This is a genomic window from Pseudoxanthomonas sp. J31 (genome assembly GCF_000510725.1).
Classification (GTDB): domain Bacteria; phylum Pseudomonadota; class Gammaproteobacteria; order Xanthomonadales; family Xanthomonadaceae; genus Pseudoxanthomonas.
This window is the reverse complement of record NZ_AZNZ01000001.1, coordinates 236,507-258,876: the sequence shown is the minus strand read 5'-3', so window position 1 is coordinate 258,876 and position 22,370 is coordinate 236,507. Positions and strand designations below refer to the sequence as shown.

Sequence of the window (22,370 nt, the reverse complement as noted above, 5' to 3'; positions counted from 1 at the left end):
GGCGGCATTGCTGCAATGGCCGTCCCCGCGCCCGGAACCCGCCCATGGCCACCCACGCCCGCGACGGGCGCCCCGACCGGCCCGCCGCCGCCCCCGTTGCCATCCGCGCCGCCGCGGGCAGCCGTCCCGCTTGCGCGGCGGATCGGGCGCATGTCCGCTGACAGCCTCGCGACCACGGCCGCGCCCGGGACGGTCCCGGCCGCCGTGGCCGTGCGCGGTGGCCGGATCGGCTCGATCGACCTGGCCCGCGGCCTGGCCGTGTGCCTGATGATCGTTTCCCACGGCACCAACGGGCTGATGCCCTACGCCGACTTCCCGGACTGGGGCCAGGTGCCGGTCCACGCCCTGACCAAGTTCTCCTCCTCGCTGTTCTTCATCGTCTTCGGCATCGCCCTGGCCGTGGCCTTCGTGCCGAAGACCGCCGCCCCGGACTGGCCCGGGCGGCGCAACCACCTGGTCCGGCGCGGCCTGCTGGTGCTGTTCTGGTACAAGCTGCTGACCGTGGTCGAGCTGTGGGACCGCGGCCGCGACGCGGTGGTGGACGCCCTGCTGTACCGGTCCTTCCCCTCGTTCGTGGAGATCCTGGGCTTCTACGCCATCGCCCTGCTGTGGATCCCCTGGCTGCTGCCGCTGTGGGCGCGTACCCCGGCCTGGCTGCGCTGGGCCAGCCCGCTGCTGGCGGGCGGGCTGTGGTGGTGGGTGTCCGGCCACGTCGACTTCGACAGCCGGCCGCTGCGCGCGGTGCTGGTCGAAGACCACGAGCTGTACACCTGGGGCCAGCTGTCGCGCCTGCCGCTGGTGCTGCTGGGACTGCTGCTCGGCGGCCTGCTGCGGCGCTGGGACCAGGAGGCCCGCAGCCGGCTGCTGCTGGCGGGCGGGAGCGTGGTGGCCGGCTTGCTGCTGCTGGCGGCCTTCGCACACCTGGCCGGCGAACCGCTGCGCCCGGTGCTGGTGGAGATCGGCCGCAACCACGGCAAGCATCCGCCCGGCCTGCTGTTCTCGCTGTTCAGCGTCGGCGGCGCCCTGGTCCTGCTGGGCCTCAGCGTGGCCGGCGGCAACCTCCTGGCGCGCGCACTGCGGCCGCTGGCGGTGGTCGGCAGCGACTCGCTGATGGCCTTCATCGTCCACATCTCGGTGATCTTCCTGCTGCTGCGCGGGACGCTGGGCTATTACCAGGCCGTGTCCTACGAGCACGCGCTGCTGCTGTCCGGCGGCCTGGTCGTCGCGACCGCGGCGTGGATCGCGCTGTGGCAGGCGCTGCGCGCGCGCCTGCGCCAGTGGCGGGAGCGGCAGCGCGGAGCCGCGCATGCGGGCTAGCCGCTGCTGCCTGCTGCTGGCCCTGCTCGCCCTGCTGCCGCCGCCGGCGGCCGCCGCGCCGCCGACCGCGCCTCCCGCCACCCAGGCCGCGGTGCCGGCCTGGTCCACCGCACTGGAGCCCAGGCTGCGCGCGATCGAGGCCGCGCTGGGCGAGGGCGCCGGGATCGGGGTCTACGTGCTGCACATGGAGCGCGACGAGTCCTACGGCTACCGCGCCGGCGAGCCCTGGTACCTGGCCTCCGGGGTGAAGGTGCCGGTGGCGATCGCGGTACTGCGCGAGGTCGAGCGCGGCACGCTGGCGCTGGACACGCCGGTGGTGTTGCGGGCCGACGACTTCGTCGACGGCGCCGGCGCCACGAACCGGCACCGCCCCGGCGAGGCGCTGGCGCTGTCCTGGCTGCTGGAGCAGATGATCGTGCACAGCGACAACACCGCCACCGACGTGCTGATCCGCACCGTCGGCCTGGCCGCGGTGAACCGGGTCGCGGCCGAACTGGTGGACGCGCGCCTGCGCATCACCACCCTGGCCGACGTGCGCCGCCTGGCCTACGGCCAGTTCCATCCCGGCGCGGCGCGGCTGGACGCGCAGGACCTGCTGGCACTCAAGCGCGTCCCCGCCGGCCCGGCACGGGTACGCAAGCTCGCCGCGCTGCTGGGCGTGCCGCCGGAACAGCTGCGGCAACCGGACCTGGCCGCGGCGTTCGAGGCCTACTACGCCACCGGCGCCAATAGCGCGACCCTGGTCGACTACGGGCGCATGCTCGCCACCCTGGCCGACGGCAAGGCCCTGGGCGCGGAGGCCACCGGCTGGCTGCTGGAGCGGATGCTGCGGGTGGAAACCGGCCACCGCCGCCTGCGCGCCGGCCTGCCGCCGGGCATCGCCTTCGCCCACAAGACCGGCACCCAGTACCGGCGCACCTGCGACCTGGGCATCGCCATGCAGCCGGCCGATCCGCCGGCGCGTCCGGATCCGGCGCGGGTGGTGGTTGCCGCCTGCGTGCGCGGCATCGGCACCGCCGCCGGCGTGCACGCCCTGCAGCGGATTGCCGCAGCCATCACCGCCGCCGGGGTATTCGTGGACACCCCGCCACGACCCACGGTGTCGCCGCCGGCATGGCCCTGAGTTCCCGCCCCCTGCATCCTGCGCTGCCGGCCGTGCTGGCCCTGGTGCTGGCCGCCTGCGGCCGCCCTGCCCAGCCGCCTGCCGCGCCCACGGCAACGGAAGCGGAAGCGCCGGCGTGGATCGCCGCGCTGGAGCGGGACGTGGCGGCGATCGACGCGGCCATGCCCGGCGATTTCGGCGTGTACGTGCACCGCCTGGGGCCCCCGGCCCAGGCCGGCAAGCTGGACCTGGGCCAAGGCCGGGCCTGGTACCTGTCCTCGACTATCAAGGTGCCGGTGGCGATCGCGGTGCTGGAGGCGGTGGATGCCGGCGAACTGGCCCTGGACGAGGAACTGGAACTGACCGCCGGCGACTTCGTAGATGGCGCCGGCGACATGCTCCAGCACGAACCGGGCGAGCGCTTCAGCATCGCCACCCTGCTGCACAAGTCGCTGCGCGACAGCGACAGCACCGCCACCGACATGCTGGTCCGGCGGATCGGCCAGGACCGGCTCAACGCGCGCCTGTCCGCCTGGACCGGCTCCGGCTTCGGCCGCGTCACCCCCATCCGCCAGGTACGCTACGACGCCTATGGCGCGCTGCATCCGGGGGTGGCCGGGCTGGACAGCATGCAGATGCTGGCCCTGCGCCAGGCCGAGGCCGGCGAGCCGCGGCTGCAGGCGCTGGCCGATGCGCTGGGCGTACCGCGCGCGGAGCTGGGCGACACCACCCTGGAGCAGGTGTTCGAGGACTACTACGCGCGCGGCCTGAACTCGGCGACCCTGCCGGCCTACGGCCGCCTGCTGGAGCGGCTGGCCAGCGGCGAGCTGCTGTCGCCGCGCTCGACCGCGCTGCTGCTCGGGCACATGCGCGCGATCAGCACCGGCAGCCGCCGCATCCAGGCCGGGCTGCCGGCAGGCGCGGACTTCGCGCAGAAGACCGGCACCCAGCAGCAGCGCGCGTGCAATGTCGGCCTGCTCGATCCCGCCCTGGGCCGCGACGGCGCCACCGTCGTGGTGGCCTGCGCCGAGCGCTTCGGCGAACTGGAGCAGGCCGAGCATGCATTCCAGGCGCTGGGCCGCGCCCTGGCCGCCGCGCTGGCATTGCCCTGACCCGCCGCCCCGCCACGCGCCAGCGGTGCCCCGGCAAGGCGGCGCCGTTTGCGCGTGCGCCACACCGGGCGGAGGCCAGTACCGATTCATTCCGCGCGCCTTAGAGTTGGCGGTTCCAGCACCGTATCCATTCCCGCCGACGCATGAGCCACCTGTCCCTGCGCCCCGCCACCCCCGCGGATATCCCGCTGATCCTGTCGCTGGTCCGCGAACTGGCCGAGTACGAGCGCCTGGCCCACGAGGCGGTGGGCACCGCCGCCGACCTGGAGGCGGCCCTGTTCGGCGCGCGCCCGGCGGCGGAGGTGGTGATCGCCGAATGCGACGGCCAGGCCGCCGGGTTCGCCCTGTTCTTCGTTTCCTTCTCCACCTTCCTGTGCAAGCCCGGCCTGTACCTGGAGGACCTGTACGTGCGCCCGGAATTCCGCGGCCGTGGCATCGGCCACCGGCTGATGGCCCATCTGGCGGCGCTGGCGGTGGAGCGCGGCTACGGCCGCTTCGAGTGGTCGGTGCTGGACTGGAACGCGCCCGCGATCGCCTTCTACCGCCGCCTCGGCGCGCGGCCGATGGACGAATGGACCGTGCAGCGCGTCGACGGCCAGGCCCTGCACGCGCTGGCGGCCCAGGCCGGCGGCTGAGCGCTCACGCACCGGCAACGCGCCAGTCAACAAGCTGGGCACGCCACCGCGACCGTGCCCGCATGACCCGTCCCTTGCCCAACAAGCTGCGCCGGCACCTGCAGCGCCTGCAGGAAAGCCTGCCGGTGGCGCTGGTGAAGCGCTTCGTCGAGGCCGACCTGATGACCCAGGCCGCCTCGCTGTCCTTCTACACCCTGCTGTCGCTGGCGCCGCTGCTGGTGCTGCTGCTGTGGCTGACCGCCTCGCTGTACCCGCCGGCGCAGCAGTCGCTGGTGGACCAGATCGGCGCGCTGGCCGGCGAGCAGGCCGCGGTGGTGGCCGAAACCATCATCCGCAATGCCGATTCACAGCCGGACGTGGGCTCGCTGGCCGGCCTGGCCAGCACCGGCCTGCTATTCGTCGGCGCCACCGTGGTGTTCGCCCAGCTGCAGGGCGCGCTCAACCTGATCTTCCGCACCGGCGGCGAAAAGCTCGGCGGGCTGGGTGCCTGGCTGCGCAAGCGGGTGTTCTCGCTGGGGGTGGTCCTGGCCCTGGGCTTCCTGCTGATCGTGTCGATGATCGCCACCACCGCGCTGCAGCTGGTGTTCGCGCGCATCCCCTCGCTGCTGCCGGTGGTCGGCTACGTGACCACCCTGCTGCTGTACGCGCTGGCCTTCGCCTTCCTCTACCACTACCTGCCCGACCGCCGGGTCGACTGGCGCCAGGCCTGGCTGGGCGGGGCGATCACCTCCGGGCTGTTCGCCCTGGGCCGGTACCTGATCGGCCTCTACCTGGCCCAGGCCGCCCCGGGCAGCGCCTACGGCTCGATGGGCGCGCTGGTGCTGCTGCTGGTGTGGATGTACTACGCGGCCCTGGTGTTCTTCGCCGGGGCCCTGGTGACCGCGGTGATCGACGAACGCGCGCACGCGCGCCAGCGGCTGCGCCGGGCCGGGATCGGCGCCGTGCCCCCGCGCACCGGCGCTGACGGGGGCACGCAGGCCGCGCCCTGAGGCCCCGCGCGCGCCGCCGCGCCCCGCCGGGGCTTTTTCCGCCACGCGGACAGGGCCAGGAACCCGCGCGGATGGCATCCTATTGCGATGGCCCGCCTGCCCGACGCGTTCATCGACGACCTGCTCGCGCGCACCGACATCGTCGAGATCGTCGGTGCGCGGGTGCCACTCAAGCGCAAGGGCCGCGAATACGCCGCGCCCTGCCCGTTCCACGACGAACGCACGCCCTCGTTCTACGTCTCGCCGACCAAGCAGTTCTACCACTGCTTCGGCTGCGGCGCGCACGGCACCGCGATCAGCTTCCTGATGAACTACGACCGCCTCGAGTTCCTCGACGCGGTCGAGGAACTGGCGCGGCGCGCCGGCATGGAGATGCCAAAGGACACCCGCGCCGGCCCGCAGGACAACGACCTGCGCGACCAGTACGCGGCGCTGGAGGCGGCGGCCCGGCTGTTCCAGCGCCAGCTGGCCGACAGCCCGCGCGCGCTGTCCTACCTGCAGGGCCGCGGGGTGGACGCGGACACCCGCGCCCGCTTCGGCATCGGCTACGCCGCCGACGGCTATTCCACCCTGCTGGACGCGCTGGGCACGGACGAACGCCGGCGCAAGCTGCTGGAGCGCACCGGCATGCTCTCGCGCAACGAGCGCGGCAGCGTGTACGACAAGTTCCGCGACCGGATCATGTTCCCGATCCACGACCGCCGCGGCCGGGTGATCGCCTTCGGCGGCCGCGTGCTGGACAAGGACGCCAGCCCCAAATACCTCAACTCGCCGGAAACCCCGCTGTTCCACAAGGGCCGCGAGCTGTACGGCCTGTGGCAGGCACGCCAGGCCAACCAGAAGCTGGAGCGGCTGGTGGTGGTCGAGGGCTACATGGACGTGGTCACCCTGTTCCAGTTCGGCGTCACCCAGGCGGTGGCGACCCTGGGCACCTCCACCACCGCCGAGCACGCCGAGCTGCTGTTCCGCAACGCGCCGGACGTGTACTTCTGCTTCGACGGCGACGCCGCCGGCCGGCGCGCGGCCTGGCGCGCGGTCGAGTCGGTGCTGCCGCGGATGAAGGACGGGCGCCAGGCGTTCTTCCTGTTCCTGCCCGAGGGCGAGGACCCGGACACCATCGTGCGCAAGGAGGGCGCGGCCGGGTTCGACGCGCGCCTGGCCCAGGCCACGCCACTGTCGCAGTTCTTCTTCGAGGAACTGGGCCGCGACATCAACCGCAACACCCTCGACGGCCGCGCCCGCCTGGCCGAGCGCGCGCGTCCGCTGCTGGCACAGCTGCCCGACGGCGCCTTCGCCGACCTGATGCGCCAGGAGCTGCAGCGCCAGACCGGGGTCACCGCCACGGTCGCCGCCGCGCCGCCGCCCGCGCCCGCGCGCCGGGTGGTGCCGGCGCAGAAGCGCAGCCTGGTGCGCAGCGCGATCGCCCTGCTGCTGCAGCAGCCCTCGCTGGGCCTGCAGCTGGAGCGGCCGTACCGCTTCGACACCCTGCGCGCAGCGGGCGTGCCGCTGCTGCTGGAACTGCTGGAGGTGGTGCACCAGCGCCCGGAGATCAGCACCGGCGCGCTGCTGGAACACTTCGCCGGGCACGAACAGGGCGAGGCCCTGCGCAAGCTGGCGGCGCAGCCGCTGCCCGGCGACGAACAGAGCTGGGCAGTGGAGCTGCACGATGCCATCGCCCAGCTGGAGCGGCAGACCCTGCAGCAGCGCATCGACGAGCTGCAGGACAAGCAGCGCGCGCAAGGCCTGGACGAGACCGACAAGTACGAACTGCGGATGCTGCTGAAGGTTCTGGCCGGGCGCGCCTGAAGCCCGGCCCCGGCGTGTCATGCTAGGATGCGGGCCTTCGAAGGGGAGTAGCCCCCAACGCTGGCGTCGTCATGACGGGCCACCCGGCCCCGGCGCAGCGGCAGGCCCGGACGGCCTGCGGGCAAGACCTTCGCCGCCCCGCGGCGAAGGTGCGTCCATCGGCGATGCCACCCCACCGCGGCCCTGGAAACCCTGGAGCCCGCAACCCGTGCCAGATCCAACGCCATACCGCTCCCCGGCCCGCGCCGTGCGTGGCGCCGTGCGGCGCCGCCCGCCCGCGTCCCACCGCGCGCGCGCCGGCATCCCCGTCCCCGCATCCGCTACGCCGCCTGCACCCGCACGGCGCCAGTCTTCCGTTGCCTGACCCACGCGAGCCCACATGGACGCCCTGCTCAACCCCGAAACCTGGATCGCCCTGGCCACCCTCACCGCGCTGGAACTGGTGCTGGGCATCGACAACATCATCTTCATCTCGATCCTGGCCGGACGCCTGCCGCCGGAGCAGCGCAACAAGGCGCGCCGCGTCGGCCTGGCCGCCGCCGCCATCACCCGCCTGGGCCTGCTGTTCACCATCGCCTGGATCATCGGCCTGACCCAGCCGCTGTTCGAGCTGTTCGGCCATGCCTTCTCCTGGCGCGACCTGATCCTGATCGGCGGCGGCCTGTTCCTGATCGCCAAGGCCACCCATGAGATCCACCAGAAGATCGAGGGCGCCGGCATGCCGGAGGAAGGGCCGAACCTGGCCCGCGCCGCCACCTCCTTCGGCGGCGTGATCCTGCAGATCATGGTGCTGGACATCGTGTTCTCGCTGGACTCGATCATCACCGCGGTGGGCATGGTCGACGAGCGCTGGGTGATGGCCACCGCGATCCTGGTCTCGATCGTGTTCATGATCGGCTTCGCCGGCCCGATCGGCGACTTCGTCGAGCGCCACCCCACGGTCAAGGTGCTGGCGCTGAGCTTCCTGATCATGATCGGCCTGGTGCTGATCGCCGACGGCTTCGGCCAGCACATCCCCAAGGGCTACATCTACGCGGCGATGGCCTTCTCGGTGTTCGTCGAGCTGATCAACCTGTGGATCCGGCGCCGCGAGCAGCAGGCTGTGGCGCGGGCAGGCGGGGACTGACGCGCGCCCCTGGTTGCGCGGCCCCGCCCGGCGAAGGGAGGGCCGGTATCGCCCAGGGGCGGCCGATGGCCGCGCGACCGTGAAGCGCGGCAACACGGCGCGGCAGCCGGATGCTTCCGTCGCGGTCATGCGCGCGCCGCGGGTCGCCGGCGGCGGGCGTGCCCGGTGGGCGCCGGAAGCCACCATGCCCGCCCGCGGCGGCGCGGGGCTGGTTCCCGCCTTCCGTCGGCGCCTGCCGCCATCGCCTTGCCGCTGCGCCGGCGCGCCGCCAGAATCCGGCGGTCAATCCACGGGAGTCAGCCATGTCGCACGTACGCAAGGCGGCGCTGCCGCTGCTGGTGGTAGCAATGGGCGCGGCGCTTGCCGCCTGCAGCCGCAACGAGGAAGCGGCCGAGGCCGCGCCTGCCCCGGTCGCCGCGCCGGAGGCCACCCAGGCCGGCGTGCCCGCCAGCGAGCACGTCCACCCGTTCCAGGTCGGATCGCTGCAGGCTGCCGCGCTGCGCGACGGCGGCATTGCCGTGCCCAACGACAACTCGGTGTTTGGCGTCGGCCTGACTCCGGACGAGGTCGCCGGCGTGTTGTCGGGCGCTGGCCTGGACACCGATCGCCTGCACCTGAGCGTGCAGCCGCTGCTGGTGCGCGACGGGCAGCGGGTGATGCTGTTCGATGCCGGCGCCGGCCAGTTCGTCGGCGACAGCGCGGGCAAGCTGGGCGCGGCGCTGCAGGCGGCCGGCATCGTGCCGGCGCAGGTCACCGACGTGTTCATCTCGCATGCGCACGGCGACCATGTCGGCGGCCTGGTCGATGCCAGCGGCGCGCTGGCCTTCCCCAACGCCACCATCCATGTCTCGCAGCCGGAGTGGGAGGACCTGCAGGCCCAGGCCAGCGGCGAAGGCGCGGCCATGGCCAGCCTGGTCGCGGCGATCGCGCCGCAGGTCGACGCCTTTGCCCCGGAGGCGGAGCTGGTGCCGGGCATGGTGCAGGCGCTGCCGACCCCGGGACACACCCCGGGCCACGTCTCCTTCCGCATCAGCAGCGGCGGGGAAAGCCTGCTGTACGTGGGCGACCTGGTGCACCACCCGGTGGTCTCGGTGCAGCGCCCGCAGTGGACGATCCAGTGGGATCGCGACGCCGCCGCCGGCGCGGCGCAGCGGGCGAAGATGCTGGACACCGCCGCCGACAGCGGCGAACGCCTGTACTCGGTGCACTTCCCGTTCCCCGGCCTGGGCCGCATCGAGCGCGCCAGCGACGGCCAGCTGGCCTGGGTCGCCGAGTAAGCGATGCCCGGGCGCGGGCCGCCGCCCGCGCCCGGCCGTGCTGCCGGCTCAGGCCGGCAGCAGCAGCGGCAGCCAGTGGTCCACCAGCAGGAAGGCGAACAGCGCCATCAGGTACACGATCGAGTAGTTGAACACGCGCATGGCGTAGAACTCGTCCGGCGGATCGAGCAGGCGCCAGGCGTACCAGAGGAACACGCTGCCCAGCACCAGCGCGCCGCCCAGGTAGAACAGGCCGCTCATGCCGAACACCACCGGCAGCACCGTCACCTCGACCAGCAGCACGGTGTAGAACAGGATCTGCCAGCGGGTATAGGTCACGCCGTGGGTGACCGGCAGCATCGGGATCAGCGCGCGCGCGTAGTCCTCGCGGCGGAAGATCGCCAGCGCCCAGAAGTGCGGCGGGGTCCAGACGAAGATGATCAGCACCAGCAGCAGCGCGTGCTGCCAGTCCCAGGCGCCCTGCATGTTGGTGACCGCGGCCCAGCCCAGCAGCGGCGGCGCGGCGCCGGCCACGCCGCCGATCACGATGTTCTGCGGCGTGGCGCGCTTGAGGTAGCCGGTGTAGACCACCGCGTAGCCGATCAGCGAGGCGAAGGTCAGCACCGCGGTGACGGTGTTGACCCAAAGCACCAGCACCAGCATCGACGCCACGCCCAGCGCCAGCGCGAACGCCAGCACCTGCGCCGGGCGCAGCGCGCCGGTGGCCAGCGGGCGGTGCGCGGTGCGCGCCATCAGCTTGTCGATGCGCTGGTCGATCAGGTGGTTGATCGCCGCGGCCGAGGACGCGGCCAGCCAGATGCCGACCAGGCCCAGCACCGATTCGCGCAGCGGCGGCAGCCCCGGCACCGCCAGGAACATGCCGACCAGGGCGGTGAACACCAGCAGCGCGACCACCCGCGGCTTGGTCAGCTCCAGGTATTCGCGCCAGAGGGAAACGTGGGTGCTCATGCGACCTGCTCGGGCTCCCGCAACCGCGCCAGCAAGGTCACCAGCACGAACAGCAAGGCCGCGGCGCCGCCGTTGTGCATCACCGCCACCGGCAGCGGCAGCGACAGCTTGACGTTGAGCACGCCCAGCGCGACCTGGACCAGCACCAGCAGGCCCAGCAGCGCGGCCCAGCCGCGCATGCCCGGCAGCCGGTACAGCCGCCCGGCCAGCAGCAGCAGGTACAGCGCCGCGACCACCGCCATCATCCGGTGCGCCATCTGGATGGCGATGCGCGAGGCGCCGTCGAGCACGCCGCCTTCGTAGTCCACGCCGATCCCGCGCCACAGCACGAAGCCTTCGCGGAAGTCCGCAGGCGGCCACCACTGGCCGACGCAGCGCGGGAAATCCATGTAATGGTGGCTGGCGCCGGTCCAGCCGCCGCCGCCACAGGCGAGCGCCGCGTAGTTGGCGCTGGTCCAGCCGCCGAGCGCGATCTGCAGGCCCAGCACCACCAGCCCGGCGACCACCCAGCGCCGCAGCACGCGCGCGTCTGCCAGGCGGATCGGCAGGCCGGTGGCGCGCCAGGCCATCCATACCAGCAGCGCGAACGTGGTCAGCCCGCCCAGCAGGTGGCCCATCACCACGATCGGCTTGAGCAGCAGGGTCACGGTCCACTTGCCCAGCAGCGCCTGGAACACGATCACCGCCAGGGTCAGCACCGCCGCGCGCGCCAGGTCGATGTTGGACCAGCGCAGCGCCGCCAGCAGCAGTACCGCCTCGCCGGCACCGGCCAGGGCGAAGGCCAGGCCGATGTGGCCGTACATGTACGCCGGGATCGCGGCGGCGACCAGCAGCGAGGCGCCGATCACCAGCGGCACGCCGAGGCGGCGGCGGCGCACCGCCAGCAGCGCCAGCAGCAGCACCACCACGCCCAGGCTGGCGGCGAGGTGGCGGTGTACCTGCTCGCGCCAGGCCTTGTGGGTCTCGAACGGACGGATCCCGCTGGCCGCGTGCGCGGCCGCGTCGGCCGGCGCCGATGGCCAGGTGGCACGGCCGTAGCAGGTCGGCCAGTCCGGGCAGCTGAGGCCGGCGTCGGACAGGCGCACGAAGGCGCCGAACACGACCACGCAGGCGGTCAGCGCCACCGCCAGCCAGGCGATGCGGTGGAAATGGCGTGCCAGCGTCGGGCGGACGAGCGCGTTCATCGGATGGGAAGCCTCACTTCAGTTTCAGCAGGCGCGCGACATCGGCGCGCAGGCCGGCCGGATCGGATTGCGGCGCGTAGCGCAGGATCACGAAGCCGTTGGGATCGACCACGTACAGCGGCACGCCGGCCGGGTCGGAGGCGCCGGGCAGGGACGCGCGCACGCCCGGGTCGTCGCGCAGCACGCGCATCTCCGGCAGCTGCGCAGCGCCGGCCGGGGCGGCGCCCAGCCACAGCACGTGCACGTGGTCGGCGTTGTGCCCGAACAGGCGCCAGACCTTGTCCAGCTGCGCCGCCAGCGTGGTGCACGCCGCGTCGCAGCCGGAGGCCGGGGGCACGACCACGATGCGCCAGATGCGGGCCTGCGGCTGCCAGGGATAGGCCTCGCCGGAGGCCAGCTGCAGGCGGGCCTGGCGCAGGTCCACCGGCGGCTCCAGCAGCTGGCCGTGGTTGCGCAGGCCGGCCGGCATCCAGCCGGTGAAGCGCAGCGCGCCGGCGGCCAGCGCGCTGCCAAAGAACAGCACGAACAGCGCAACCAGCACCAGGCGGCCGCGGGCAGTGCGATCAGCGTCGGGAACGGAATGGCTCATGCGCGGGATTTTCGCATGCCGGGCCATGCCCTGTTCCGCGCGCCGGCCACGCGCCTCACCGGCGCCGCCGCAGGGTCAGCACCAGGGCGATGGCCAGCGCCGCGGCGGCCAGGGCGAACCACTGCACCGCGTAGCCCAGGTGGCGCTGCGGAGGCAGCGTGTTCGGCAGCAGTTCCAGGTCGCGCGCGTAGCCCAGCGGCAGTTCCGGATCCAGGCGCAGCACCCGCGGCGCCAGCGCCGGCAGGCCCAGTGCGGCGGCCACTGCCGCCGGCTCCAGCGCCACCACCAGCGCGGTGCCGTCGGCCTGGCGCTGCACCGCCGGCGCGGCCAGGCCGCGGGCCGGCGGCGGCAGCAGCAGGCCCGAGGCTTCGATCGTGCCGGCTGCCGGTGGCGGGACCTGCGGCATGCGGCGGTCGCCGGGCAGGGGCAGCCAGCCCAGATCCACCAGCAGCGGCAGCCCGTCCTCCGGTTCGAACACGCGGTAGGCGCGTACGCCGGGCCGGGAATCGCGGTTCTGGTTGTCCAGCAGCACCGCCGGCAGGTCGGCGAAGCGGCCGCGGCCGGACGCCCAGTCGTAGCCGCGCGCGCGCGCCGGATCGGCGGCCAGCGCCAGCGGTTGCGGCCGGCGCTCGGCCAGCACCTGCGCCGACGCGTCCAGCAGGGCCTGCTTGGCGTGCATGCGCTGCAGCTGCCAGGTGCCCAGCCCGCAGCAGGCCGCGGCCACGGCCAGGGCCAGGCCCCAGCCCGCCCACGACGGCAGGCGACGGCTCACGCGGCCCCCACGCCCGCCGCGGCGCCGGGCTGCGATAATGCCCGGCGCAAACCCGCACGCCACGAGCCACGTCCCGTGAACGATTCGCTCAAAACCCTGATCGTCGTCGCGTTCCTGCTGCTCATCATCTGGAACCTCGGCTCGGCGCTTTACTACCTCATGGTGGACCGCGGCGAGAGCAAGCGCACGGTCAACGCCCTCACCCGCCGCATCGCCCTGTCCATCGGCCTGATCCTGCTGGTCATCATCGGCATCTGGACCGGCGTGATACAGCCGCATGGGGTTGGCGGCTGAGGCCGCCAGCCCGTGGTTTGTCATTGGTGATCAGTGATCCGAAACAACAAGGGCGCCTGATGGCGCCCTTGTTGCTTGTGGCTCGCGCTTCGCTTCTATCGAATCACGAATCACAGCACGTAAACAAAGAGGAACAGCCCCAGCCAGACCACGTCCACGAAGTGCCAGTACCAGGCCGCGGCTTCGAAGCCGAAGTGCTTGTCCCGGGTGAAGTGGCCCTTCAGCGCGCGGAACCACATCACGATCAGCATGATCGTGCCCAGGGCGACGTGGGCGCCGTGGAAGCCGGTGAGCATGAAGAAGGTCGAACCGTAGATGCCCGAGCCCAGGGTCAGGTTCAGCTCCTTGTAGGCGTGGATGTACTCCTCGCCCTGGAACACCAGGAAGGTCAGGCCCAGCAGCACCGTGGCACCCAGCCAGACCAGCAGCTGGCCGCGCTTGCCGGCCTTGAGCGCATGGTGGGCGATGGTCAGGGTGGCGCCCGAGGTCAGCAGGATCAGGGTGTTGACCAGCGGCAGGCCCCAGGCCGGGATGGTCTGGAACTGGCCGCCGACGCCGCCCGGGCCGGCGCTCGGCCAGGCCGCGCTGAAGCCCTGCCACAGCAGCTCGTTGGTGAGCACGCCGTCGCCCTCGCCGCCCAGCCACGGCAGCGCGAACTGGCGGGTGTAGAACAGCGCGCCGAAGAACGCGCCGAAGAACATCACCTCGGAGAAGATGAACCAGATCATTCCCATCCGGAACGAGCCGTCGACCTGGCGGTTGTAGTGGCCGCCCTGCGACTCGCGGATCACCTCGCCGAACCAGTAGAACAGGGTCGCCACCATCAGCGCCACGCCGAGGAAGAACGACCACTTGCCCCAAGCGATCTCGTTGAGCCAGGTGGCCACGCCGATCATCATCACGAACATCGACACCGAAGCGAAGATCGGCGCCTTGCTCTTGGCCGGCACGAAGTAGATGTTGGCGTCGGTCTGGGAATGGGCCATGGCGTGGATTCCGTTGCTCGGGTCAAGGCGCCGCGAGCGGCGCGCGGGAAGCCCCGCCCGCGCCCAATTGCGCGGTGAGGGCCTCGTTCCTGAAGAAGGTATACGAGAGGGTGATGGTCTTCACGTCGGCCGGCAGGTCCGGGTCCACGATGAAGCGCACCGGCATTTCGCGCCGCTCGCCCGGCTGCAGGGTCTGGGCGGTGAAGCAGAAGCACTCGGTCTTGGTGAAGTAGCCCGAGGCCCGCGCCGGCGCCACCGAGGGCACGGCGCTGCCGACGATCGGGCGGTCGCTGTCGTTGCGCGCGTAGTACGTCGCCTCGGCCAGTTCGCCCGGGACCACCTGCATGGTCAGCTGCTCCGGGCCGAAGGACCACGGCAGCTTCGAGTTCACGCCGCCATCGAACAGCACGGTGACGGTGCGTTCCTGGCGCGGCCCGGCGGCGGCCGGCGCGGCGGCACGGGCCTGGCCGGTGCCGCCTTCCAGGCGGATGCCGAACACCTTCTCGCACGCGATCCGGTAAAGCGGCACCAGCGAGAAGGCGAACGCGAACGCGGCCAGCGACACCCCGGCCAGCTTCAGCCAGCCGCGGCGGCGCGGAGCGGCGTCGGCGCGCGGATCGCTCATGCCTGCAGCACCCCCGAGAGGATGAAGCCCACGTAGATCGCCAGGGCGATCGCGCCCACGACCCACACGGTGCGCACCACGCCACGGCGGCGTGCGGCGTCATCGCGATGGTCGGGGGCGTGGTTCATCGTTCCTCCGTTGTTCCGGGCCCGCCCGGGCGCGCCGGGCGGGAACTGCTTCCGCCGCGGCGGAAGCTCAGTGGGTGATGTCGCCGTGGGCCAGGTCGCCGTCCTTGATCACCGGCGGCACGGTGAAGGTGTGGTGCGGCGCCGGCGACGGGATGGTCCACTCCAGGCCACGCGCGCCTTCCCAGGCGCGGGCCTCGGCCCTGGCGCCGTGGCGCAGCGAGTGCCACAGGATGAAGCCCATCATGAACGGCGTGGCGAACATGCCGAACGCGCCGATCGAGCTGACCAGGTTCCAGTCGGCGAACACCACGTTGTAGTCCGGGATGCGGCGCGGCATGCCGGCCAGGCCCAGGAAGTGCTGCGGGAAGAACAGCAGGTTGGCGAACACCACCGACCACCAGAAGTGGAACTTGGCCCAGCGCTCGTTGTACATGCGGCCGGTGAACTTCGGCCACCAGTAGTACACCGCGGCGATCAGCGCGAACACGGCGCCGGTGACCAGCACGTAGTGGAAGTGCGCGACCACGAAGTAGGTGTCGTGGTACTGGAAGTCGGCCGGCACGATCGCCAGCATCAGGCCGGAGAAGCCGCCGATGGTGAACAGCAGCACGAAGGCGATCGCCCACAGCATCGGCGCCTCGAAGGTGAGCGAGCCCTTCCACATGGTGGAGACCCAGTTGAACACCTTCACGCCGGTCGGCACCGAGATCAGCATGGTCGCGAACATGAAGTAGATCTCGCCGCCCAGCGGCATGCCCACCGTGAACATGTGGTGCGCCCACACGATGAACGACAGGAAGGCGATCGCGGCGGTGGCGTACACCATGGCCTGGTAGCCGAACAGCGGCTTGCGGCTGAAGGTCGGGATGATCTCGCTGACCACGCCGAAGGCGGGCAGGATCATGATGTAGACCTCGGGGTGGCCGAAGAACCAGAAGATGTGCTGGTACATCACCGGGTCGCCGCCGCCGGCGGCGTTGAAGAAGCTGGTGCCGAAGAACTTGTCGGTCAGCAGCATGGTCACCGCGCCGGCCAGCACCGGCATCACCGCGATCAGCAGGAACGCGGTGATCAGCCAGGTCCAGCAGAAGATCGGCATCTTCAGCAGGTCGATGCCCGGGGCGCGCATGTTGAGGATGGTCGCGATGATGTTGATCGCGCCCATGATCGAGCTGATGCCCGCCACGTGGATGGCGAAGATGGTGAAGGCCACGTTGTAGCCGCCCTGCAGCGACAGCGGCGGGTACAGGGTCCAGCCGCCGGCCGGCGCACCACCGGGCAGGAACAGCGAGATCAGCAGCAGGGTGAAGGCCACCGGCAGCAGCCAGAACGACCAGTTGTTCATGCGCGGCAGGGCCATGTCCGGCGCGCCGATCTGCAGCGGCACCATCCAGTTGGCCAGGCCGACGAAGGCCGGCATCACGCCGCCGAAGATCATGACCAGGGCGTGCACCGTGGTCATCTGGTTGAAGAACTCGGGGCTGACGACCTGCAGGCCGGGGGTGGCCAGCTCGGCGCGGATGACCACGCTCATGGCCGCGCCGATGATGAACATCACGAAGGAGAACAGCAGGTACAGCGTGCCGATGTCCTTGTGGTTGGTCGAGAAGAACCAGCGCTCGACGAACCCCTGCTTGTGGCCGTGGTGGTCGTCGTGGTGCTCGGCGGCGGTATGGGCCATGGCGTTGCTACCTCTGGGATGCGTTTGCGTGGCGGCCGCGGCGGCGGCCGTTGCGTGCGGGATCAGGCGGCCTGCGGCGCCGCGGCCGGGGCGCTGCCCTCGGCCTCGTCGACCGGCTCGGCGGCGTCGGCCGGCGCTTCGCCGGACTCCTCCGCGGGCGCCTCCGGCGCGGCCGGCTTCTTCGAGGCCAGCCAGCGCGCGAATTCCTCCTTGGAGACCGCCTCGACCACGATCGGCATGAACGCGTGGTCCTTGCCGCACAGCTCGGCGCACTGGCCGCGGTACACGCCAGGGGTCTTGATCTCGGTCCAGGCCTCGTTGATCAGGCCGGGGATGGCGTCCTGCTTCCAGCCCAGCGCCGGCACCCACCAGGAGTGGATCACGTCGTCGGCGGTGATCACGAAGCGGACCTTGGTGTCCACCGGCAGCACCAGGCGGTTGTCCACCTCGAGCAGGTAGTGCGGGTGCTGCGCCGGGTCCGGGCGCTCGCCGCTCTGGCGGATGCGGTCGTGCTCGCGGTCCAGGCGGCTGGTGAAGCTCACGCCCTCGCCCAGGTACTCGTACTTCCACATCCACTGGTAGCCGGTGACCTTGACGGTCATCTCGGCGTCGCGGGTGTCGTACATCGAGATCAGCTTGGCGGTGGCCGGCCAGGCCATCGCGATCAGGATCAGGACCGGGATCACCGTCCAGATCAGCTCGGCGGTGGTGTTGTGGCTGAACTGGGCCGCGACCGCGCCCTTGGACTTGCGGAAGCGGACCACCGCCACGGCCATCGCGCCGAACACCACCACGCCGATGGCCACGCAGATCCACAGCGCGACCATGTGCGCGTCATAGGCGTTCTGGGAGGTGGCGGTGACGCCGCGCCCCATGTTCAGCTGCCACCGTTGCGGATCGGCCGACTGGGCCCAGGCCAGCAACGGTGCCGCCATCAGCGTGCCCGCAGCCATCCAACGCTTCCACCATCCCTTCGCTTGCATCATTGCCTAGACCCTGGTTGCGTCATCGGTTGCGGCCGCTGGCGGCCGCCAGGAATTCCCTCAGGCACCGCGCCAGCTGCCGGCGCTCGCCCGGGCCGAGGAAGGCTCCCACCTCCACGTCCCGGCCGCCGGAGGAGAGCATGACCATGCCATCTTCCGGCGCCACCTGCAGCCTCACCCAGTAAGGATGGGCGCTGAATACCGTCTCGGCGCCGCGGCGGACTTCCACCGCCCGCGGCCCGATGGCGATCTCCTCGCCGCGTTCCCCGTTGCTCCACAGCATGCGCAACGCCAGCGCCACCCCTGCGCTGTGCAGCAGTGCGAACGCCGGCGCGAAGACGTTGCCCGCCAGCCAGCCCAGGCCGGCCGCCAGCCACATCGCCCCCGCCAGCGCGGCGAACAGCGCCCTGAACTGGCCTGCCGTCAGGGCCCGCGGCGGGCGCAGCCTCAACTGCGCGCCGGCGTCGCCGGACCTGCCTGGCAGCACCTCGATCACGTCGCCTACCGCCGCTCGCAGCTGCGGAAAACCGAAAGATGGTAAGCGCGAATCACCGGCAGCGGCAACCCGCATTGATCCAGGACAAGGCGGCCGGGCCCGGGCCGTGGCATGGAGGGGGTCGCGCCCGGGCGGCCCGGGCCGGACCGGGGGCGGCCTGGCACCGCACCCAATTAGAATGTCGTGCCCTGCCGCCGGACCCCCTGCCCCCGTGAAGCCCAGCCCGCTCGCCGTGGATGCCGCCGAGGTCGAGGCCCTGTTCGACTCGATCCCGGACGTGCTGTTCTTCATCAAGGACCGCGAGGGCCGCTACACCCACGTCAACGCCACCATGCTGCGCCGCCTCGGCCTGCGCTCGCGCAAGGAGATCATCGGCAAGCGCGCCAGCGAGGTGTATCCCAGCGGCCTGGGCGCCAACTACGGCCTGCAGGACCGCCAGGTGCTGGAAGGGGCGGTGATCGACAACCTGCTGGAGCTGCACCTGTTCTCCGACCAGGAGCCGGGCTGGTGCCTGACCTGCAAGCGCCCGCTGCGGATCGACGGCCAGGTGGCCGGGCTGATCGGCATCTCCCGCGACCTGGCCGGGCGCGAGGGCCTGGAGGCGGACTACCGCTCCCTGCGCGAGGCCCTGGTGCACATGAACCGGCACTACGCCGAGAACATCCGGGTGCAGGACCTGCTGGACATCACCGGCTTCTCCGAGTCCAAGCTCGAGCGCACCTTCCAGAAGGTGTTCCAGCTCTCGCCGTTGCAGCTGCTGACCCGGGTGCGGATCCAGGCGGCGATGCACCGCCTGCACGGGCCCGGCAGCATCGCCTCCATTGCCCAGGCCTGCGGCTTCTCCGACCAGAGCGCCTTCACCCGGCGCTTCGTGGCCCTGGTGGGCATGACCCCGGGCGAGTACCGGCGCCTGCGCGCGGGCTGAACCGGACAGGCAGGCGACGCCGGCGTTCACGCCATCCGCCCGCCGGTGGACCAGGCTGGGGACGCGGCCCGCGCGCGCTGCGTTTGTGCCGCCCCCCGCGTCCGCGCCGGGGGAATCGATCAATCCAGCCGCCACGCCCGGCGGCGAAGATGCGCTCGCACGGCGGCCCTCCGGCCGCCCCGTTCCGAGTCGACCCATGTCCGCCCTGACCGTCCCCTGCCAGGAGCTGCCGCCTGGCACCGCTTCGCCCCTGCGCGCAGCCATCACCGCCGCCTGGCTGCGCGACGAGACCACCCATGTGCGCGAGCTGCTGGAGCAGGCGCGCCTGGACCCCGCCCGCCAGGCCGAGGTCGAGGCCCTCGCCACCGACCTGGTCCGCCGCGTGCGCGCCCGCGCCGCCGACCAGGGCGCGATCGAGGCCTTCATGCGCCAGTACGACCTGGGCAGCGAGGAAGGCGTGCTGCTGATGTGCGTGGCCGAGGCGCTGCTGCGCATCCCCGACCAGGAAACGGCCGACAAGCTGATCCGCGACAAGCTCGGCGACGCCGACTGGGAGAAGCACCTGGGCCAGAGCGAATCGGTGCTGGTCAACGCCTCGACCTGGGGCCTGATGCTCACCGGCCGCCTGGTGCAGCTCAACGACGCCACCCGCCACGACGTACCCGGCGCGTTCAAGCGCCTGGTGGCGCGCATCGGCGAGCCGGTGGTGCGCCTGGCCGTGCGCCAGGCGATGCGGATCATGGGCCACCAGTTCGTCATGGGCCGCACCATCGAGGAGGCGCTGGCCCGCTCGCACAAGGGCGACAACGCCGGCTACCGCTATTCCTTCGACATGCTCGGCGAGGGCGCGCTGACCACGAAGGACGCGCGCCGCTACCTGGAGGACTACAAGCGCGCCATCCACGCCATCGGCAAGGACAACCTCGCCCGCGGCGGCGGCCCGGGCGGCGACGTCACCCGCGCCCACGGCATCTCGATCAAGCTCTCGGCCCTGCATCCGCGCTACGAGCACGCCAAGCGCGGGCGGGTGCTGGCCGAACTGGCCCCGGCGGTGCTGGAACTTGCGCAGCTGGCCCGTTCCTACGGCATCGGCTGCACCGTCGACGCCGAGGAATGCGACCGCCTGGAGCTGTCGCTGGACGTGATCGGGAAGGTCGTCAGCGACGCCTCGCTGGAAGGCTGGGACGGCTTCGGCGTGGTGGTGCAGGCCTACCAGAAGCGCGCGCCGTTCGTGATCGACTACCTGGCCGACCTGGCCCGCCGCACCGGCCGCCGCCTGCAGGTGCGCCTGGTCAAGGGCGCGTACTGGGACGCGGAAATCAAGCGCGCCCAGGTCGAGGGCCTGGCCGGCTACCCGGTGTTCACCCGCAAGCAGAACACCGACGTGTCCTACATGGCCTGCGCGCGGCGCCTGTTCGGCCATGCCGACGCGCTTTACCCGATGTTCGCCACCCACAACGCGCACACCATCGCCGCGGTGCGGGCGATCGCCGAAGGCCGCACCTACGAGCACCAGAAGCTGCACGGCATGGGCGACGACCTCTACGCCGAGGTGGTTCCGGCCGACCGCCTGGGCGTGCCCTGCCGGGTGTACGCGCCGGTGGGCAGCCACGAGGACCTGCTGCCCTACCTGGTCCGCCGCCTGCTGGAGAACGGCGCCAATTCCAGCTTCGTCAACCGCATCACCGACGAGGACGTGCCGGTGGCCGAGCTGGTGCGCGATCCGGTGGCCGTGGTCTCCGGCTTCGCCTCCATCCCCCATCCGCGCATCCCGCTGCCGCGCGACCTCTACACCCACCAGGGCTTCGACAGGAACAACTCCATGGGCGTCAACCTCGCCGACGACAACACCATCAGGGAACTGGCCGCGCAGATGGCCGCGCATACCGGTCCGTGGCGCGCGGCGCCGCTGGTGCCGGGCGCCGCCGCGCCCGCCGGCGAGCCGGTGGTGGTGCGCAACCCGGCCGACCGCCGCCAGGTCGTCGGCCAGTGGCAGCCGGGCGATGCGGCCACCGTGGACCGCGCCCTGGCCAATGCCGTGGCCGCGCAGCCGCAGTGGGACCGCACCCCGGCCGCCAGCCGCGCCGCGATCCTCGAGCACGCCGCCGACCTGCTGGAGCAGCGCATGCCGCAGTTCATGGCCATGTGCGTGCGCGAGGCCGGCAAGACCATCCCCGACTCGGTGGCCGAGGTACGCGAGGCGGTCGACTTCCTGCGCTACTACGCCGCCCAGGCACGGGCGAAGTTCGGCGCCCCGGAGCAGATGCCGGGCCCGACCGGCGAGTCCAACCAGCTGCAGCTGCAGGGCCGCGGCGTGTTCGCGTGCATCAGCCCGTGGAACTTCCCGCTGGCGATCTTCCTCGGCCAGGTGGCCGCGGCCCTGGCCGCCGGCAACGCGGTGGTGGCCAAGCCGGCCGAGCAGACCAGCCTGGTCGGCCACGCCGCGGTGCAGCTGCTGCACGAGGCCGGCGTGCCGGAGGCGGTGCTGCAGTTCGTGCCCGGCGACGGCGCCAGCGTCGGCGCCGCGCTCACCAGCGACGCGCGCGTGGCCGGCGTGGCCTTCACCGGCTCGACCGAGACTGCGCGCGCGATCAACCGCGCCCTGGCCGCGCGCGAGGACGCCGGCATCGCCGTGCTGATCGCCGAGACCGGTGGCCAGAACGCGCTGATTGCCGATTCCTCGACCCTGCCCGAGCAGCTGGTCAAGGACGCCATCGCCAGCGCCTTCACCTCCGCCGGCCAGCGCTGCTCGGCCGCGCGCGTGCTGTTCGTGCAGGAGGACATCGCCGACAAGGTCACCACCATGCTGGCCGGCGCAATGGCCGAGCTGCAGGTTGGCGACCCGGCGCTGCTGGCCACCGACGTCGGCCCGGTGATCGACGCCGACGCGCTGGAGATGCTCAAGGCGCACGCCGCGCGCATGGACCAGGAGGCGCGCGCGATCGCGGTGGCGCCGCTGGATCCGGCGCTGGAGCACGGCAGCTTCTTCGCCCCGCGCGCCTACGAGCTGCAGTCGCTTTCGCAGCTGCAGCGCGAGGTGTTCGGCCCGGTGCTGCACGTGGTCCGCTGGAAGGCCGACCAGCTGGACGCGGTGATCGACCAGGTCAACGCCACCGGCTACGGCCTGACCCTGGGCATCCACTCGCGCATCGACGGGACCGTCGAGCACATCGTGGCGCGGGCCAAGGTCGGCAACGTCTACGTCAACCGCAACCAGATCGGCGCGGTGGTGGGCGTGCAGCCGTTCGGCGGCCAGGGCCTGTCCGGCACCGGCCCCAAGGCCGGCGGCCCGCACTACCTGCTGCGCTTCGCCACCGAGAAGACGGTGACCATCAACACCACCGCCGCCGGCGGCAACGCCTCGCTGCTGACCCTGGGCGACTGAGCCGCGGCCA

At 72.1% G+C, this 22,370-nt stretch carries 21 protein-coding genes; 11 read left to right on the top strand and 10 right to left on the bottom strand.

Annotation, left to right across the window (positions count from 1 at the left end):
* The first annotated feature begins 150 nt into the window (after window positions 1–150).
* The 8 genes from PSEJ31_RS0101150 (at window position 151) to PSEJ31_RS0101115 (ending at window position 9,364) form a co-directional block, all read left to right on the top strand.
* Window positions 151–1,317 (top strand): acyltransferase family protein, encoded by a 1,167-nt coding sequence (locus PSEJ31_RS0101150; protein ID WP_028914400.1) that lies wholly within the window; start codon window positions 151–153, stop codon window positions 1,315–1,317.
* Entirely contained in the window at window positions 1,307–2,440 is a 1,134-nt protein-coding gene (locus PSEJ31_RS15480) for a serine hydrolase (RefSeq protein ID WP_051403597.1), read from the top strand. The genes PSEJ31_RS0101150 and PSEJ31_RS15480 overlap by 11 nt, the downstream gene beginning before the upstream one ends.
* On the top strand, window positions 2,431–3,531 hold the full coding sequence (locus tag PSEJ31_RS0101140; RefSeq protein ID WP_028914399.1) for a serine hydrolase: 1,101 nt from the start codon (window positions 2,431–2,433) through the stop codon (window positions 3,529–3,531). The genes PSEJ31_RS15480 and PSEJ31_RS0101140 overlap by 10 nt, the downstream gene beginning before the upstream one ends.
* Window positions 3,532–3,674: 143 nt before the next feature.
* The gene (locus PSEJ31_RS0101135; protein WP_019397005.1) at window positions 3,675–4,166 is read left to right on the top strand and encodes a GNAT family N-acetyltransferase; all 492 of its coding nucleotides are present in this window, start codon (window positions 3,675–3,677) and stop codon (window positions 4,164–4,166) included.
* Between the two features lie 62 nt (window positions 4,167–4,228).
* Window positions 4,229–5,155, top strand: a complete 927-nt coding sequence (locus PSEJ31_RS15475; RefSeq protein WP_037034220.1) for a YihY/virulence factor BrkB family protein — start codon at window positions 4,229–4,231, stop codon at window positions 5,153–5,155.
* A gap of 87 nt (window positions 5,156–5,242) precedes the next feature.
* Window positions 5,243–6,961, top strand: coding sequence for a DNA primase (gene dnaG, locus PSEJ31_RS0101125; protein ID WP_028914398.1), 1,719 nt, complete (start codon window positions 5,243–5,245; stop codon window positions 6,959–6,961).
* Window positions 6,962–7,340: 379 nt separating this feature from the next.
* Window positions 7,341–8,087 (top strand): TerC family protein, encoded by a 747-nt coding sequence (locus tag PSEJ31_RS0101120; protein WP_028914397.1) that lies wholly within the window; start codon window positions 7,341–7,343, stop codon window positions 8,085–8,087.
* Window positions 8,088–8,389: 302 nt separating this feature from the next.
* Window positions 8,390–9,364, top strand: coding sequence for an MBL fold metallo-hydrolase (locus PSEJ31_RS0101115; RefSeq protein WP_028914396.1), 975 nt, complete (start codon window positions 8,390–8,392; stop codon window positions 9,362–9,364).
* Window positions 9,365–9,412: 48 nt separating this feature from the next.
* On the opposite strand, the gene PSEJ31_RS0101110 is transcribed toward PSEJ31_RS0101115, so the two are convergent.
* From PSEJ31_RS0101110 to PSEJ31_RS0101095, 4 genes are read right to left on the bottom strand one after another with little or no spacing between them, the layout of a single operon-like run.
* Entirely contained in the window at window positions 9,413–10,312 is a 900-nt protein-coding gene (locus tag PSEJ31_RS0101110) for a heme o synthase (RefSeq protein ID WP_028914395.1), read from the bottom strand.
* Window positions 10,309–11,496 (bottom strand): COX15/CtaA family protein, encoded by a 1,188-nt coding sequence (locus PSEJ31_RS0101105; protein ID WP_019397011.1) that lies wholly within the window; start codon window positions 11,494–11,496, stop codon window positions 10,309–10,311. The genes PSEJ31_RS0101110 and PSEJ31_RS0101105 overlap by 4 nt, the downstream gene beginning before the upstream one ends.
* Before the next feature lie 13 nt (window positions 11,497–11,509).
* Window positions 11,510–12,085: a hypothetical protein gene (locus PSEJ31_RS0101100; RefSeq protein ID WP_028914394.1), complete on the bottom strand. Its 576-nt coding sequence runs from the start codon at window positions 12,083–12,085 to the stop codon at window positions 11,510–11,512.
* Window positions 12,086–12,140: 55 nt separating this feature from the next.
* The gene (locus PSEJ31_RS0101095) at window positions 12,141–12,857 is read right to left on the bottom strand and encodes an SURF1 family protein (protein ID WP_050992095.1); all 717 of its coding nucleotides are present in this window, start codon (window positions 12,855–12,857) and stop codon (window positions 12,141–12,143) included.
* Between the two features lie 75 nt (window positions 12,858–12,932).
* Between PSEJ31_RS0101095 and PSEJ31_RS0101090 the strand changes: the two genes are divergently transcribed.
* Entirely contained in the window at window positions 12,933–13,151 is a 219-nt protein-coding gene (locus tag PSEJ31_RS0101090; protein WP_019397014.1) for a twin transmembrane helix small protein, read from the top strand.
* A 110-nt stretch (window positions 13,152–13,261) separates the two neighbouring features.
* Here PSEJ31_RS0101090 and PSEJ31_RS0101085 read toward each other — a convergent pair whose 3' ends face one another.
* The 6 genes from PSEJ31_RS0101085 to PSEJ31_RS0101060 form a co-directional block, all read right to left on the bottom strand.
* On the bottom strand, window positions 13,262–14,137 hold the full coding sequence (locus PSEJ31_RS0101085) for a cytochrome c oxidase subunit 3 (protein WP_028914393.1): 876 nt from the start codon (window positions 14,135–14,137) through the stop codon (window positions 13,262–13,264).
* A 22-nt stretch (window positions 14,138–14,159) separates the two neighbouring features.
* On the bottom strand, window positions 14,160–14,762 hold the full coding sequence (locus PSEJ31_RS0101080) for a cytochrome c oxidase assembly protein (protein WP_019397016.1): 603 nt from the start codon (window positions 14,760–14,762) through the stop codon (window positions 14,160–14,162).
* Window positions 14,759–14,890: a hypothetical protein gene (locus PSEJ31_RS17305; protein ID WP_255326644.1), complete on the bottom strand. Its 132-nt coding sequence runs from the start codon at window positions 14,888–14,890 to the stop codon at window positions 14,759–14,761. The genes PSEJ31_RS0101080 and PSEJ31_RS17305 overlap by 4 nt, the downstream gene beginning before the upstream one ends.
* 67 nt (window positions 14,891–14,957) lie before the next feature.
* A complete protein-coding gene (gene ctaD / locus PSEJ31_RS0101070) occupies window positions 14,958–16,571 on the bottom strand; it encodes a cytochrome c oxidase subunit I (RefSeq protein ID WP_019397017.1) in 1,614 nt (537 codons plus the stop codon).
* Window positions 16,572–16,633: 62 nt separating this feature from the next.
* Entirely contained in the window at window positions 16,634–17,557 is a 924-nt protein-coding gene (coxB, locus tag PSEJ31_RS0101065) for a cytochrome c oxidase subunit II (RefSeq protein ID WP_026010171.1), read from the bottom strand.
* 19 nt (window positions 17,558–17,576) lie between these two features.
* Window positions 17,577–18,050: a DUF2244 domain-containing protein gene (locus PSEJ31_RS0101060; protein ID WP_028914392.1), complete on the bottom strand. Its 474-nt coding sequence runs from the start codon at window positions 18,048–18,050 to the stop codon at window positions 17,577–17,579.
* A gap of 211 nt (window positions 18,051–18,261) precedes the next feature.
* On the opposite strand from PSEJ31_RS0101060, the gene PSEJ31_RS0101055 reads away from it, so the two are divergent.
* Window positions 18,262–18,975: an AraC family transcriptional regulator gene (locus PSEJ31_RS0101055; protein ID WP_019397020.1), complete on the top strand. Its 714-nt coding sequence runs from the start codon at window positions 18,262–18,264 to the stop codon at window positions 18,973–18,975.
* 196 nt (window positions 18,976–19,171) lie between these two features.
* Window positions 19,172–22,360 (top strand): bifunctional proline dehydrogenase/L-glutamate gamma-semialdehyde dehydrogenase PutA, encoded by a 3,189-nt coding sequence (gene putA / locus PSEJ31_RS0101050; RefSeq protein WP_051403596.1) that lies wholly within the window; start codon window positions 19,172–19,174, stop codon window positions 22,358–22,360.
* Window positions 22,361–22,370: the final 10 nt, after the last annotated feature.

What these genes read in the sequence shown, in the direction of transcription:
- PSEJ31_RS0101150 (WP_028914400.1), top strand. Translation starts at nt 151, where the DNA reads ATGTCCGCTGACAGCCTCGCGACCACGGCCGCGCCCGGGACGGTCCCG.
- PSEJ31_RS15480 (WP_051403597.1), top strand. Translation starts at nt 1,307, where the DNA reads ATGCGGGCTAGCCGCTGCTGCCTGCTGCTGGCCCTGCTCGCCCTGCTG.
- PSEJ31_RS0101140 (WP_028914399.1), top strand. Translation starts at nt 2,431, where the DNA reads ATGGCCCTGAGTTCCCGCCCCCTGCATCCTGCGCTGCCGGCCGTGCTG.
- PSEJ31_RS0101135 (WP_019397005.1), top strand. Translation starts at nt 3,675, where the DNA reads ATGAGCCACCTGTCCCTGCGCCCCGCCACCCCCGCGGATATCCCGCTG.
- PSEJ31_RS15475 (WP_037034220.1), top strand. Translation starts at nt 4,229, where the DNA reads ATGACCCGTCCCTTGCCCAACAAGCTGCGCCGGCACCTGCAGCGCCTG.
- dnaG (WP_028914398.1), top strand. Translation starts at nt 5,243, where the DNA reads ATGGCCCGCCTGCCCGACGCGTTCATCGACGACCTGCTCGCGCGCACC.
- PSEJ31_RS0101120 (WP_028914397.1), top strand. Translation starts at nt 7,341, where the DNA reads ATGGACGCCCTGCTCAACCCCGAAACCTGGATCGCCCTGGCCACCCTC.
- PSEJ31_RS0101115 (WP_028914396.1), top strand. Translation starts at nt 8,390, where the DNA reads ATGTCGCACGTACGCAAGGCGGCGCTGCCGCTGCTGGTGGTAGCAATG.
- PSEJ31_RS0101110 (WP_028914395.1), bottom strand. Translation starts at nt 10,312, where the DNA reads ATGAGCACCCACGTTTCCCTCTGGCGCGAATACCTGGAGCTGACCAAG.
- PSEJ31_RS0101105 (WP_019397011.1), bottom strand. Translation starts at nt 11,496, where the DNA reads ATGAACGCGCTCGTCCGCCCGACGCTGGCACGCCATTTCCACCGCATC.
- PSEJ31_RS0101100 (WP_028914394.1), bottom strand. Translation starts at nt 12,085, where the DNA reads ATGAGCCATTCCGTTCCCGACGCTGATCGCACTGCCCGCGGCCGCCTG.
- PSEJ31_RS0101085 (WP_028914393.1), bottom strand. Translation starts at nt 14,137, where the DNA reads ATGGCCCATTCCCAGACCGACGCCAACATCTACTTCGTGCCGGCCAAG.
- PSEJ31_RS0101080 (WP_019397016.1), bottom strand. Translation starts at nt 14,762, where the DNA reads ATGAGCGATCCGCGCGCCGACGCCGCTCCGCGCCGCCGCGGCTGGCTG.
- PSEJ31_RS17305 (WP_255326644.1), bottom strand. Translation starts at nt 14,890, where the DNA reads ATGAACCACGCCCCCGACCATCGCGATGACGCCGCACGCCGCCGTGGC.
- ctaD (WP_019397017.1), bottom strand. Translation starts at nt 16,571, where the DNA reads ATGGCCCATACCGCCGCCGAGCACCACGACGACCACCACGGCCACAAG.
- coxB (WP_026010171.1), bottom strand. Translation starts at nt 17,557, where the DNA reads ATGATGCAAGCGAAGGGATGGTGGAAGCGTTGGATGGCTGCGGGCACG.
- putA (WP_051403596.1), top strand. Translation starts at nt 19,172, where the DNA reads ATGTCCGCCCTGACCGTCCCCTGCCAGGAGCTGCCGCCTGGCACCGCT.